The organism is Aeribacillus sp. JST-2, from assembly GCF_056032925.1.
In genome coordinates this window covers 1-13,514 of record NZ_JBVVUU010000019.1, presented here as the reverse complement: position 1 = coordinate 13,514, position 13,514 = coordinate 1, and the positions used below count along the sequence as shown (strand labels likewise).

Here is a 13,514-nt window from a genome sequence, read left to right as displayed (position 1 = left end):
TTTAATATATTCGTAGGTAAAAACAAAGACCGTATGTATTGAATTGAAGGAACTTTATCATTTTCGATCATTTAACTATATGCTCGTTTCATAAAATTAAAAACCACCGTTTATAAAAACGATGGTTTTTGTCGTCTACTTTTCTTCAGTTGATGGCTTTTGGGGATTGCCAGCATATTCTTTTTGCAAATCTTTGTATGCCTTGACGATATCTCTGGCAATTCTTTTGTTAACATCTTCGCTTCCGCTAGGCTTTGTCCATGGAACAACAACGCTGAACGCCACTTCCGGATTGTCTGCAGGATAATAGCCGACAAACGTTAAATTATATACATCGGTTCCCCAATATTGCTGTTTCGTCCCATAATATTGTGATTCGGCCGTTCCAGTTTTCCCTGCCACATTCATTCCTTTCAATTGAGCATAGGCCGTACCCCCCGGCGAATTCGTAACGAGTTTAAAGCCTTGCCGCACCCGCTCAATATCCTGTTCAGTGTTGTTGATTTTGTTCAGCACTTTTGCAGGCCGTTCTTGGGCAATTGGCCCCAGCCCTTCATCAGTCGGTTCGTGAATCTCGGTAACGAGTCTTGGCGTAACTCTGTATCCTCCGTTCGCAATAATTGAAACATATTGCGCCATTTGCAACGGTGTATACGTGTCAAATTGTCCGATAGCAAGGTCCAGCAATTTCCCTTTATCTGCACCCGGGTCTGACTGCTGGCCGGGAGATTCCTGCGGTAGATCAATCCCTGTTGGCACCCCTAGACCAAATTGGGCATAATAGTTGCGCATCTTTTGAAAGTCCTCATCAGTTGCAGGAAATTTTCCATATGGGACATACTGGATTCCTGCAATTTTCATGGCGATATGGAACATGTATACGTTCGAACTTTGCTTCAACGCTGTTAAATCAGATACCGCCCCCATATTTTTATAGGACGATTTCTCCGGTGTTCCTTTTAAATGGATCGGTGCATCATAAAAAACCGTTCCATATTTTAATCCATATTGATAACCTGCCAAAACAGTTGCCCCTTTAACTGCTGACCCCATTTCATATTGGGTTCCGAAAGCTCCGTAATCAAAATTTAGCATCTCTCCTGATTCATACATTCTTCCAACCATCGCCAAAACATCGCCTTTATAAGGATCCATCATGACGACAAACGCGCGATCCACTAAATAGTTGCCTCTGCCGCGAGCCGCTTTCAGCTGTTGGTCGATTATGTTTTCGATTCTTTTTTGCAATTCAATATCGATTGAAAGTTTCAAATCATATCCTCTTCTGCCCTCATCAATCTGCTTTTGTTCAATTGTATTTCCGTCTTTATCGGAAATATATTGAACTTTCGCCTTTCTTGGATTGAGATAGTCCTCATATTGCTGCTCTAAATAGCTTTTGCCGACTCTTTCATTACGGGCATACCCTCTGGCAACAAAGAACGATTGGTTTTCTTCCGGAATTCCTTCTTTTGGCGTTGAAATTTTTCCTAAAATCGTGCGGAAAACGTCATCATAAGGATACACCCTTTCCCAATCCGTGATAACATCCACTCCCGGAAGATCTTCCAGCTGTTCAGCCACACGCGAGACTTCTTCCTCGCTTAGATCGGTGGCCACAATTTGCGGCTCGTACGCATAACCTGACGAAAATTTTATATATAAAGCCGCTAACTCCATTTCCTTAGGGTCGTTCTTAATTTTTTCTATTTCTTCCTCCGGAACTCTTTCTACCTGAAGTCGGTACGACTCGCTTGCTTTTAGCTCCCTTTCCTTCTTCGACAAAAGTTTTTCAGCTTTTTTCGGATGTTTGGCCACCCAATAGTCCCTTAAATCCCGCTCCCGCAGAAAAGACGTATCCATGTTAATCAGCTTTGCCAATTTTTCAGCTGTTTGAAGTTTGTCTTTCGTTTTTGTTGTCTTTTCCACAGTATATGTGACCGCAGGCACATTCCGATTATCAACGACAACCCTTTCGTATCGATCAAACATTTTTCCCCTTGGAGCAGGATATTTTGCCACATCGATTTCGGTTCGGTTTACTTCCTTTGAGTATTCCTCCCCTTGAACGATTTGGACAACACCAAGGCGAACAACCAATGCGACAAACAGCAGGAACACGATAAAAAAGAAAAAATTGATCCGAAAAATGCGTGTTTTCTTTTGCCGCTTAGTTTCAGAAGGATTGGTTTCCGTCTCCTTGTTCACAAACAACCTTCCTTTCACCAAAAATTTTTCCATTTAATTTACAACAACTCACGAACTTGTAAAAACATTGTAACATATATTACAAAAATCTTCGTTTCCAAAATGTTGTCAACCCTGTATTTCTATTTAATTTTTAGACATATTGTTTATATTTGTCATTCTTGAAGGAAGTATATCACAAAATTGAGCTCATGAACCCCCATATTTACAACAATTTGACGAATCTTATTAAAAACCTGAGGGTCTGGATTTGTCAATGGAATGATATGACACAAATGTAACAAAAATCGCATGTTAAGATAGATTTGTAAATTGCAAGGACAAACACCAAGGAGGGTAAAAGGATGAAGAAATCGATCTTTGTTTCGGCTTTCGCAGCCGCTGCTATTTTGACTGCCGGCGCCGGCGCAAATGCGAGTGCACAGGAGGTGCAAAAAGCGAACATTCCATGTAAAAGCCAAGTGCATGTTTACAGCTCTTACGGTAAAAATCAGCAAGAGTTGAATAAAATCCTACAATCTTTTGGCACAAAAGAGTTGGAAAATCTTGCGAACAAGTATTTTCCTAACAGCCAAATGAAAATTTCAATCTATCAAAAAAATGGACAACCTGTGAAAAAAGAAACTGTCATTCCTAAACAGGACAATAACCAAAAAGTGAATAATCAACCAAACAGCAATGCGAAAACAACAACACCCGCACCATCCAAAAACAGCCAAACAACAAACAATACCCCAGCTTCCAACCAAGAAAATGTTTCAACGTTAAATGCTTATGAAAAAAAAGTAGTCGAGTTGACAAACGCTGAACGGCAAAAACGCGGCTTAAAACCGCTTATTGTTGATGACGCATTAAGCAAAGTCGCACGCGAGAAATCTCTTGACATGCAGCGCAACAACTACTTTTCTCATACAAGCCCGACTTACGGCTCCCCATTTGACATGATGAAAAAATTCGGCATTTCCTACAAAACGGCAGGGGAAAATATTGCAATGGGCCAACGTACTCCTGAAGAAGTTGTGAACGCATGGATGAACAGCGAGGGGCATAGAGCAAATATTTTAAATCCTAACTTCACCCATATTGGCGTTGGCTATGTGGAAAATGGCCATTACTGGACACAACAATTTATCGGAAAATAAAAATTAGCAGAAAGTGTGGCAAATTGAATGTTGCCACACTTTTTCTTTTATTCTATTTCACTCCAAAGCTTATATAACGCATGAATGCCGCTGTTTTCTTCTCCCCTCTCTGCAAGCTCCCCGTATAATTCTCTAGCAAGTCTAAGACCAGGAACAGGAACTTCCATTTTCTCTGCTTCCTCTAAGGCAATGTCCATATCTTTGATAAAATGTTTAATATAAAAACCTGGATCAAATTGCTTTGCCAAGATTCGGGGTGCATAATTGGATAAAGACCAGCTTCCTGCTGCGCCGACTGAAATGCTCTTTAATACTTTTTCAGGATCCAGCCCGGCATGCTTCGCATAGGCGAGCGCTTCACATACACTGATCATCCCGGCTGCAATGGCGATTTGATTGCACATTTTCGTATGCTGTCCCGCTCCGGCTTCTCCTTGATGAACAATGTTAGTTCCCATTTTTTCAAAAATTGGCAGACAATGTTGAAACGCTTCTTCGTCTCCGCCAACCATAATGGTCAATGTTCCGTTCTTAGCTCCGACATCCCCTCCGGATACTGGAGCATCTAAAAAGGAAATGCCTCGTTCTTTTGCCTGTTTGTAAATTTCTTCGGCAAGTTCCGGTTTTGATGTCGTCATATCAATGCAAAACGCACCCCTTTTGGCGTTTGCCAATATGCCGTTTTCGCCAAAGTAAACCTCTTCAACATCTTTTGGATAGCCGACCATTGTAATGATGACATCCGCCTCTTTCGCGATGTCTTTCACCGTATCTTTCCAAATAGCTCCTTCTTTTATGAAGTCCTCTGCTTTTTCTTTCGTTCTAGTAAAAACTATAAGAGGATAACCAGCATTAAGCAGATGTCGAGCCATGCTTTTCCCCATAACACCAAGACCGATGAAGCCGATGATCTCTTTTTTCACGCTTTTCACCCTTTCAGATTGATTTGACCATTCCGCCGTCAATCATAAACGTTTGTCCCGTCATATAGGTGTTCAAGTCAGAAAGCAGGAACAGCACATAATTTGCGAATTCTTCCGGTTTTCCGTACCGTTTAAGCGGAATTGCCGCTTGATTTTTCTTTTCCATTTCTTCTTTTGAAAGGCCAAGTTTTTTCCCATTCCATTCATCCAGCTGTGCGACTCGGTCTGTTGCAATTCTTCCGGGGGCAGCGGTATTGATCAAGATTTGATATGGCGCAAATTCAGCCGCCAATGTTTTCGTCAAACCGACGATTCCCAACCGAAACGTATTCGACAATATCAATCCGGGAATCGGCTCCTTCACCGAAGAGGAAGCGATGTTGACAATTTTTCCGCCGTTTTCTTTCATGTGCGGCAGAACTTCACGGATGGTTCTTATGTAACTGAGAAGGTTCAATTCAAATGCTTTTTGCCAATCTTCATCCTTCATCTCTTCGAAAGTTCCGGCAGGGGGGCCTCCGGCGTTGTTAACGAGAAGGTTGATCTTGCCAAACTCTTTTATCGTCTTGTCAACAAGTTTTTCAATGTCTTCCTTTGAGGTAATATCCGTTTTCATATAAGACACTCTTCCTTTTCCAAACGCTTTTAGGCTTTCCGCAGCGTCTTTAAGTTTTTCTTCGTTGCGGCTGGCAATCATGACGTCTGCTCCCTCTTCTACAAGCCTTGTGGCGATCGCTTTTCCCAAACCTTGGCTGGAAGCCAATACGAGGGCCGTTTTCCCGTTGAAACTCAAATTCATCACGACATCATCCTTTCAACCCTTTTTTATTAAGTTTACCATGTCCATAAAAGAATGAAAAAAAGAAAAATAGCAGAAATTGAAAGTTTTATGTTATTTTCTAAACTATTTTCCACTGAAAGCATTTAATTTATCAGCCAATTCTTCCTTCGGTTTTCGGCGGGCATCTAAAAAATGTAGCTCTATAAAATGTTTCTGTTTAGATATTTTCAAATCCGGACGCAGCGCAAGTTTTCGCACCTTTATTTAAAAAAACTTGCAAAAAATAGACCTTTTTCTTAATAATTCATCCAAAAAAGGCCCGGACATTGTTTGGCCCTAGCCCCATGTTTCAAAGGAGCGAATGAAACATCAATGGCAATTCTTTTTACAGTCCAAACTTCTTTCTATGTTTTAAATTTAAAATATTTGTTCTGTTGCAAAAAAAGAAAAGCAGATCCTAAATTCATTTGGATCTGCTTTTCATATTAAACATGAAACGTTTCTTTCACAAAAGAAATGACTTCTTCTGTCGTTTGCATCGAAAGCACGGTTTCTTTGAAGCTTTCGGCTTCTTGTTTCGAAAGCTTTTTAATCTGAGCTCTTGCCGGCAAAATCGAAGCGGCACTCATGGAAAATTCATCTAAACCAAGGCCTAAAAGCAATGGAATCGCAATCGGATCTCCTGCCATTTCGCCGCACATGCCCACCCATTTTCCTTCATGATGAGCCGCATCAATGACACGGGAAACAAGGCGAAGAATTGCCGGATTATATGGCTGATAAAGGTACGATACGCGTTCATTCATGCGATCAGCCGCCATTGTATATTGAATTAAGTCATTTGTTCCAATACTAAAGAAGTCGACAAACTTGGCAAACTGATCAGCCAAGATGGCGGTTGACGGAATTTCAACCATCATTCCGACTTCAATATTTTCAGCTACTTCGATTCCCTCGTTTTCAAGCCTATCTTTTTCTTCCAAAAGAATCGCTTTTGCTTGTTGAAATTCATTGACTGTCGCAATCATAGGAAACATAATTTTCAGGTTCCCGTATTTGCTCGCCCGAAGAAGAGCCCGCAGCTGGGTGCGGAACAAATCCTGCATTTCCAAGCAGAGTCGAATTGCTCTGAATCCTAAGAACGGATTCATCTCTTTTGGCAAATTCAAATATGGAAGCTCTTTATCTCCGCCAATGTCCAACGTACGGACAACGACAGGCTTTCCGTTCATTTTTTCTAATACCGTTTTATAGGCATCGTATTGTTCATCTTCTGTTGGCAATTGGTCTCTACCCATGTACAAAAATTCTGTACGATACAGTCCTATGCCTTCGCCCCCATTGTCCAGAACCGCTTGAACATCCTTTGGCGTTCCGATATTTGCGGCAAGTTCAACATGATGTCCATCCTTTGTCACTGTCGGTTCATCTACAAGTTTCGCCCATTCTGCCTTCTGTTTTTCATATTGTTTCTTTTTCTCTTCGTAAAAGGCAATGGTTTCAGCGGTCGGATCGATGACAACTTGTCCATCAATGCCATCGACAATCACCGTAATACCGTTTTCTATATTGGCAGACGCCTCTTTCGTACCGACAACTGCAGGAATTTCCAATGAACGAGCCATGATGGCGGAATGGGATGTTCTGCCGCCAATATCCGTAGTGAAAGCTTTCACATAAGATTTGTTCAATTGTGCAGTATCAGAAGGTGTCAAATCTTCAGCAACAATAATGACTTCTTCATTAATTAAGCTTGGATTTGGGATCTGAACACCTAATAAATGCGCAATGACTCTTTTTGTTACATCGCGGATGTCCGCTGCGCGCTCACGCATATATTCGTTGTCCATCGATTCAAACATGGCGATAAATTGATCCGCAGTTTCACGCATCGCAAACTCCGCATTTACAGCTTCGTTTTTTATTTTGTCTTTTACCGGATTTAACAGTTCAGGATCGTTCAAAACAAGAAGATGCGCTTCAAAAATGGCAGCTTTATCTGCTCCGAGCTTTTCGTTGGCATTGTCTCTGATCACTTTTAGCTCTTGTTTTGCGTTTTCAACCGCTTTTTCAAAACGTTCCGTTTCTTCCGCGGGATTTTGAATGTTTTTTCTGGAAACCGTCAAATCCGGTTCTTCGAGACGGTACGCTTTTGCAATCGCAATACCGCTTGATGCTCCAATCCCAGAAAGCTTTTTCATTATTCGCCTAAACCCTCTTTTTTGATCGTCTCTTCAATAGCTGTAAGTGCTTCGTTTTCGTCTGCGCCTGTTGCTGAGATGGTAATGGTTGCACCTTTTGGAATGCCTAAAGACATAACGCCCATAATGGATTTTAAGTTGACCGTTTTGCCATTGTAAACAAGATTAATGTCAGAATCGAATTTGCTAGCCGTTTGCACTAACAAAGTGGCAGGTCTAGCATGAATTCCAGTGTCAGATGTAATATTAAACGTTTTTTCAGCCATTCGAATCATTCCCTTTCTTTCTTTGTTTCAAAAAAATTTTATCAATCCAACTGCTGTTCTGCAAGATAAAACTTGCATATTTAAAACAAGCTGCCTACCGTATAGCTTGACCCAGTGAACAACAGACAGCTTGTAGTAAAACCTATCGAATTGAGATAATATTTTCTTCTCCTTGTTTGACCATTCCTTCTTTTTCAAGATGGATTGTTGCCCCATCTTTTAAATTCGTAAAGACAACAGGCGTCATTATAGAAGGAACTTGGTTTTTAATGAAATCAAGGTCAACCTGAAGCAGGCGATCTCCTATTTTAATAGTATCGCCTTCAGAAACGAAAATGTCAAATCCTTTTCCTTTCAAATTGACAGTATCAATTCCGACATGGATTAAAATTTCATGTCCCGAATCTGACAGCAAACCGATGGCATGTTTTGTCGGAAAAACGTTCATGACTTTTCCGTTAACGGGCGAGACGACTGTTCCATCTTCCGGCAAAATAGCGAAGCCGTCTCCCATCATTTTTCCGGAAAATACTTGATCCGGAACATCAGTGATCGGATGGAGTTCTCCGGACATCGGAGAAACAAATGTAAGATTTTCACTTCGCAATTCTTCCGGCATGACATTTTCCACTTGTTCGGCCACTTCTTGTTCAGGAGAATGTACTTGTTCAATTCTAGGTGTTCTTCCGGCCATGATGTCCTGTATTTGCGTTTTTAAGTTGTCCGATTTTGGTCCGAAAATCGCTTGGATATTGTTTCCTACTTCTAGAACTCCTGATGCGCCGAGTTTTTTCAGGCGATCTTTATCAACTTTCTGCTGCTCGTTTACAGTTATGCGCAGCCGTGTAATACAAGCATCAAGATGTTGAATGTTTTCCTGTCCGCCTAATGCTTGCAAAATGTTATATGGCAAGTCATCAGACGCTTTGCCTTCTTTCTCATGATCAGATGTTTCCACTTCCGCTTCTTCACGCCCCGGCGTTTTCAAATGAAACTTGCGAATGGCAAACCTGAAGCCGAAATAATAAATCACGGCAAACGCAAGTCCAACTGGAATGACAAGCCACCAAGCCGTTCTGTTTGGCAGGATGCCAAATAATATAAAATCAATGACACCGCCGGAGAAAGTCATACCGATTTTTACATTTAATAAATGCATGACCATAAACGACAGACCGGCAAATACCGCATGAATCGCAAATAAAACAGGCGCAACAAATAGAAAGCTGAACTCAATCGGTTCTGTAATGCCTGTCAAAAAAGATGTTAACGCAGCAGATCCCATAATGCCGGCAACAACCTTTTTGTTTTCCGGTTTTGCTTCATGGTAAATGACAAGAGCCGCAGCGGGGAGCCCAAACATCATAAACGGAAATTTCCCGGTCATAAATGTACCTGCCGTCAGCTCCACGCCATCTTTAATTTGTGCAAAGAAAATGGCTTGGTCGCCGCGGACAACCTCTCCGTTTTGACTTACGTATGAACCGAACTCATACCAAAATGGTGCATAAAAAATATGATGCAATCCGAAAGGTATTAAAGAGCGTTCAATAATACCGAAAATGAATGCGGCCAATGTCTTGTTCGTTTCAAGCATTCCTTGAGAAAACGCATTTAATGCCCCTTGAATCGGCGGCCATACAAAATACATGGCAATACCTAACAGAACCGCAGAAGCTGCTGTAACGATCGGCACAAACCGTTTGCCAGCAAAAAACCCCAAATATTGCGGCAGCTCAATTTTATAGTATTTATTGTACATATATGCTGCAATAATACCGACAATAATTCCCCCAAACACACCGGTTTGCAGTGTTTCAATTCCGAGAACGTTCGCGTATGCAGGATTGGAACTAATATCTTCCGGGAGCTGATGAAGACCTGTTAAAATCCCGCTCATCGTGACATTCATAATCAAATATCCGATCACGGCTGCAATCCCTGCCACACCGTCTCCATTGGCTAGACCGATGGCAACCCCTACGGCAAACAGCAACGGCAAGTTGCTGAATACGATTTGTCCCGCTTGTTCCATTACACTCGCAATAAGCACTACCCATTCATTTGTTAAAGCTGGAATTCTTTCTGTTAAATCGGGATTTTGCAGCGCATTTCCAACCGCCAGCAAAATGCCTGCAGCGGGAAGAAGCGCAACCGGAAGCATTAATGCTCGACCGATTTTTTGCAAAACACCAAAAAGCGATTTAAACATGAACATAACCTCCTTTTTTTTATCATTTGATAAATGCAGCAAGAATAAAAGCAAAAACTGTAAAATAAAAAACAAAACAGGCATGAGGATACAAAGCAGCCATACAATACAGCCGAGCAAATTGTATTGTATGTTTGCTATGCACACTCATGCCTGATCGAATCAGTAACACGTTTGCAAAGCTTTATTCTTTTGTCTTCGCAATTCGATACAAGTGAATTGTTAAATAAGCAGCTTCTGCTTCAAAAACTGGCTTTTTTAATACTTGCTGCATGATTTTAATCATTTTCCACGCAGTATTGTAGCATAAAGGATATTTATTTTTCAACAGTAAAGTTACTTCTTTTGGCTCTTCTACTTTTTCTCCTTTGTGAACTCTTTCAATTGTCGATTGAAGATGTCTTATTAGGCGCAAATAATTCACACTGTCTTTATCCAACCGGATTTTTAATGAATCCTCCACAACTTCGATAAGTTGGCTGATAAGCTGGGAATGGCGGTTTACTTCGGAGATCGTTTTATGCGTTAGTGCACTATGGATATGGAGGGCGATAAAACCGATTTCACCTTTTGGAAGGAGTACATCTAATTTTTCTTCAATAATTTTTACGACTTCGCTCGCTATTTCGTACTCTTTCGGGTAAAGGACCTCGGTTTCAGAAAGAAACGGGTTTTTGATATCCATACCTTGCTGCAAACGCTTAATGGCAAATGTAATATGATCCGTTAAAGCAATATGAATATGTTCGTTTAATGGGAGGCCAACTTTCATTGATATATGTGCAATACAATCTGCAATCACACCGATGATCTTTTCATCAATGTATGGCAGGAGCTTTTTATACTGTTCTTGTTCCAACGCATTTTTCAGAACGAACATTTTTTCAACTGTTTCGTTGGAAATGGAATCGCCTTTCTTCTTGCCAAAACCAATCCCTTTTCCGATTAAGACGACTTCTTGAAATTCATCATGCTCCGCAATTAAAACATTATTATTCAGCACCTTTTGAATTATAAAGGCTCCCATGGCTGTGTAAACGCTCCTTTTTAAGAAATCGATATAATGTTACAAGAAAATAATAGAGCGGTCAACGATTTTGATGGCCTCTCCCAACTACTCGTGATAAGATTTACGGCTCTATCCATTGGTGGCTCTCTTGGAAACTGAATTTAATTTCTTGCTTCACATCTTTGAAAGTTTTATTATGGAAAATGGGTTAGTTTGCATTTTATTTAAGGAGGAACACAAGTAATGATCAAGTTGTTTATTAGCGATTTGGATGGCACTCTCCTCTCAACAGAAAATGAAGTAACAGATTCTGACTTTCTAGCCATTCAGAAGGCCAAAAAAGAAGGAATCGACATCGCGTTAGCTACAGGAAGAATGGACGATGAAATCAAACAAATCGAAAAAAGGCTCGGTGTAGCTGTTCATCGGATCAGCCAAAACGGCACTTCCGTTATCACAAATGAAAATCATCAGCTTCTTTCCCGCACATTGGATCCCGCTATTGCCAAACAGATCATTCAAGAATCAAAAAACAATCGTCTAATTGCCATTGCTTCGGACTTTGCCAAAAACTATACGGATGAAAAAAATGAATACTTTGACATCATTCAATCCCGATTGCTTGCTCCTCTTGAAGTTCATCAAAAGCTTCTTGATGACATCGGCCATACCATTCTTCCGTCAAAAATTTTTTTCATTGGTGAATTCGAAGAACTGGAAGTATTTGAACAACAAGTTGTTTCTAAATTTTCAGACAAAATCCAAACATTTATCTCCGACCGTTATTGTTTAGACGTTGTTCCGAACTGCGTAAGCAAAGGTGAAGCTGTATCGGCCTTAATCCAAAATTTAGGATTTAAAAAAGAAGAAATCGCCTGCATCGGCGACTCATACAACGATATTTCCATGTTTGAACTTACGCCTTATTCTTTCGCGATGGAAAACTCTTTCGAAGATGTAAAAAAGCGAGCCAAGTACATTGTCAAAAATGTGGCCGAAGCTATTGATACCGTCCTCAAGATCAACAAATTGGGAGAAAAAGCCGCAGATATCCCTCATTAGTCTGTTCCCGCTCAAAGGAGAGGTTCTCCTGCCGGCGCACTGTTTGAAAATATCGATCTTATGAAGAAATAAATAGAAAAAAACAGGATCAAAGCATCCTGTTTTTGATGTTATTTATTATTGTTTTAACGGTTCTGCATGTACGTGGACATTCAAAATATTGTGCTTGTCAATCAGCCTTTTTTCAACTTCATCACAAATAGCATGGCTTTCAATGACATTTAAATGAGGCTGTACTTTAATAATGATTTCTACGTATACCGTGCTTCCGACATATCTTGCTTTGATGTCTTCAAGAGACTGCACCCCTGGGATTTCTGAGATCGTTTCTTTATATTTTTCTAACTCCTCTTCGGAAAAACCGTCTGTCAGGGAATGGACAGCATCTCTGAAAATATCCCATGCGGTTTTGCAAATGATGATTCCAATGATCATGGCCGCCAGCGTATCCACCCAAGCCAAATGAAATTGAGCTGCTACAATCCCCATAAATGTCCCGATGCTGACAAACGCATCGGAACGATTGTCCAAAGCAGCTGCCATAAGGGCTTGGCTGTTCAATTTTTTTGCCAATCTGCGGTTATATATGTAAACGGTATACATTACGGCGGCTGACCCGATCGCCGTCCATGCTGCCAGCAAATCAGGAGATTCGTTCTTTGGTGTGATGATCGATTTAGCAGCTTCCGTCAGAACTTCAAAACCAACCAATCCCATAATGAATGAGGCCACCATCGAGGCAATCGTCTCTGCCCGAAAGTGCCCGTATCGGTGATCCCGATCAGGAGGACGCTGCGAAATTTTTAGCCCAACCAAAACAGCAATTGACGCAATCACGTCCGTCCCGTTATTGAAACCATCGGCTCTCAAAGCTTCAGAATGATAAAGATAGCCGATCAGTATTTTAACTGCAGTCAGCACAATATAGGCTGAAATGCTAAGCCATGCGCCCCGTTCGCCCTTTTTCAAATTTTGATAAACTTCCACTTCCATAATCTCCATTCATATGGTCTGCTCATCTATACTATCAAAAAATGGATAGCTGGTCTACTTTTTCACAAATTTATCCAGTCTGAACATTTCTCATGTCAGCAATCAAATCCGGATGGATTTGATTGCTTCCACATTATTTTTGAGTGTCTTTCAAATAAACAGGAAGCATTTGGATTGACTGGTTGACAGCATCAAGCTTGCCTTCAATCCGATGCAGCAAATAAAGCGTCACAATAACCGGAAAACCGACATCGCTGACAAAGCGTAGCCACTCCTCCATTTTTTTGATCCCCTCCATTCAAAAAATCATGGCGGCTTCCCAAATGGAAGCCAGCCTGATTGATTCATCATTCAACTATCGCATATTCAGTCACAATCCGTTCGACAATTCGAGCTCCTTTTTTGGATATAAATGAGCCGCCTTGGGAAGTAAAAATATTGGCGTTGATGATCGCGTCCATTGCTTGTGAAATTTCGGTACTGGTGAGATTTTCTTTCGGTTCATCAATATTTATTTTTGCCACTTTTCCATCCTGATTTGCAAAAAGCAGCTCCAACACTTTTGACATAGTATTCACCCCCCTCGTATACTAAGTTTCAGAAAGTTTTTTTATCGAATTTCCAGTCCGATACGCTCCTTGACAATCGCATATCTTGGGTGGTTGCCTTTGTGGGAGGGGCGCGCCCCTCCCACAAAGGGTTGAGCGTACCGGGGTT

At 41.0% G+C, this 13,514-nt stretch carries 12 protein-coding genes; 2 read left to right on the top strand and 10 right to left on the bottom strand.

Features of this window, described 5'->3' with window-relative positions; translation table 11 throughout:
• Window positions 1–135 precede the first annotated feature (135 nt).
• Window positions 136–2,208, bottom strand: coding sequence for a peptidoglycan D,D-transpeptidase FtsI family protein (locus tag AC0KTX_RS10795; protein WP_474252208.1), 2,073 nt, complete (start codon window positions 2,206–2,208; stop codon window positions 136–138).
• Window positions 2,209–2,552: 344 nt separating this feature from the next.
• On the opposite strand from AC0KTX_RS10795, the gene AC0KTX_RS10790 reads away from it, so the two are divergent.
• The gene (locus AC0KTX_RS10790; protein ID WP_474252207.1) at window positions 2,553–3,350 is read left to right on the top strand and encodes a CAP domain-containing protein; all 798 of its coding nucleotides are present in this window, start codon (window positions 2,553–2,555) and stop codon (window positions 3,348–3,350) included.
• Between the two features lie 47 nt (window positions 3,351–3,397).
• On the opposite strand, the gene AC0KTX_RS10785 is transcribed toward AC0KTX_RS10790, so the two are convergent.
• The 6 genes from AC0KTX_RS10785 to glcT form a co-directional block, all read right to left on the bottom strand.
• Window positions 3,398–4,273: an NAD(P)-dependent oxidoreductase gene (locus AC0KTX_RS10785; protein WP_474252206.1), complete on the bottom strand. Its 876-nt coding sequence runs from the start codon at window positions 4,271–4,273 to the stop codon at window positions 3,398–3,400.
• A gap of 13 nt (window positions 4,274–4,286) precedes the next feature.
• Window positions 4,287–5,072, bottom strand: coding sequence for an SDR family oxidoreductase (locus AC0KTX_RS10780; RefSeq protein WP_474252205.1), 786 nt, complete (start codon window positions 5,070–5,072; stop codon window positions 4,287–4,289).
• A gap of 467 nt (window positions 5,073–5,539) precedes the next feature.
• Window positions 5,540–7,255, bottom strand: a complete 1,716-nt coding sequence (ptsP, locus tag AC0KTX_RS10775) for a phosphoenolpyruvate--protein phosphotransferase (protein WP_474252204.1) — start codon at window positions 7,253–7,255, stop codon at window positions 5,540–5,542.
• Window positions 7,255–7,521: a phosphocarrier protein HPr gene (locus AC0KTX_RS10770; protein ID WP_474252203.1), complete on the bottom strand. Its 267-nt coding sequence runs from the start codon at window positions 7,519–7,521 to the stop codon at window positions 7,255–7,257. The genes ptsP and AC0KTX_RS10770 overlap by 1 nt, the downstream gene beginning before the upstream one ends.
• A gap of 142 nt (window positions 7,522–7,663) precedes the next feature.
• Window positions 7,664–9,733 carry a glucose-specific PTS transporter subunit IIBC gene (ptsG, locus tag AC0KTX_RS10765; protein WP_474252202.1) on the bottom strand — a complete coding sequence of 690 codons (2,070 nt, stop codon included), beginning with the start codon at window positions 9,731–9,733 and terminating at the stop codon, window positions 7,664–7,666.
• Window positions 9,734–9,917: 184 nt separating this feature from the next.
• Window positions 9,918–10,760 (bottom strand): glucose PTS transporter transcription antiterminator GlcT, encoded by an 843-nt coding sequence (glcT, locus tag AC0KTX_RS10760; RefSeq protein WP_474252201.1) that lies wholly within the window; start codon window positions 10,758–10,760, stop codon window positions 9,918–9,920.
• Window positions 10,761–10,985: 225 nt separating this feature from the next.
• Here glcT and AC0KTX_RS10755 point away from each other — a divergent pair, with 225 nt between their 5' ends.
• Window positions 10,986–11,804, top strand: a complete 819-nt coding sequence (locus AC0KTX_RS10755; protein WP_474252200.1) for a Cof-type HAD-IIB family hydrolase — start codon at window positions 10,986–10,988, stop codon at window positions 11,802–11,804.
• 117 nt (window positions 11,805–11,921) lie between these two features.
• Here the strand turns inward: AC0KTX_RS10755 and AC0KTX_RS10750 are convergent, their stop codons facing one another.
• The 3 genes from AC0KTX_RS10750 to AC0KTX_RS10740 all read right to left on the bottom strand — a co-directional run bounded on the left by AC0KTX_RS10750 (window position 11,922) and on the right by AC0KTX_RS10740 (window position 13,366).
• The gene (locus AC0KTX_RS10750) at window positions 11,922–12,791 is read right to left on the bottom strand and encodes a cation diffusion facilitator family transporter (RefSeq protein WP_474252237.1); all 870 of its coding nucleotides are present in this window, start codon (window positions 12,789–12,791) and stop codon (window positions 11,922–11,924) included.
• Window positions 12,792–12,930: 139 nt separating this feature from the next.
• Window positions 12,931–13,077, bottom strand: a complete 147-nt coding sequence (locus tag AC0KTX_RS10745; RefSeq protein ID WP_474252199.1) for a YvrJ family protein — start codon at window positions 13,075–13,077, stop codon at window positions 12,931–12,933.
• 67 nt (window positions 13,078–13,144) lie between these two features.
• Window positions 13,145–13,366: a DUF2922 domain-containing protein gene (locus tag AC0KTX_RS10740; RefSeq protein ID WP_474252198.1), complete on the bottom strand. Its 222-nt coding sequence runs from the start codon at window positions 13,364–13,366 to the stop codon at window positions 13,145–13,147.
• Window positions 13,367–13,514: the final 148 nt, after the last annotated feature.

Coding starts and splice junctions, on each gene's coding strand:
- AC0KTX_RS10780 (WP_474252205.1), bottom strand. CDS start 5,072: ATGAATTTGAGTTTCAACGGGAAAACGGCCCTCGTATTGGCTTCCAGC.
- ptsG (WP_474252202.1), bottom strand. CDS start 9,733: ATGTTTAAATCGCTTTTTGGTGTTTTGCAAAAAATCGGTCGAGCATTA.
- AC0KTX_RS10755 (WP_474252200.1), top strand. CDS start 10,986: ATGATCAAGTTGTTTATTAGCGATTTGGATGGCACTCTCCTCTCAACA.
- AC0KTX_RS10770 (WP_474252203.1), bottom strand. CDS start 7,521: ATGGCTGAAAAAACGTTTAATATTACATCTGACACTGGAATTCATGCT.
- AC0KTX_RS10745 (WP_474252199.1), bottom strand. CDS start 13,077: ATGGAGGAGTGGCTACGCTTTGTCAGCGATGTCGGTTTTCCGGTTATT.
- glcT (WP_474252201.1), bottom strand. CDS start 10,760: ATGGGAGCCTTTATAATTCAAAAGGTGCTGAATAATAATGTTTTAATT.
- AC0KTX_RS10790 (WP_474252207.1), top strand. CDS start 2,553: ATGAAGAAATCGATCTTTGTTTCGGCTTTCGCAGCCGCTGCTATTTTG.
- AC0KTX_RS10740 (WP_474252198.1), bottom strand. CDS start 13,366: ATGTCAAAAGTGTTGGAGCTGCTTTTTGCAAATCAGGATGGAAAAGTG.
- ptsP (WP_474252204.1), bottom strand. CDS start 7,255: ATGAAAAAGCTTTCTGGGATTGGAGCATCAAGCGGTATTGCGATTGCA.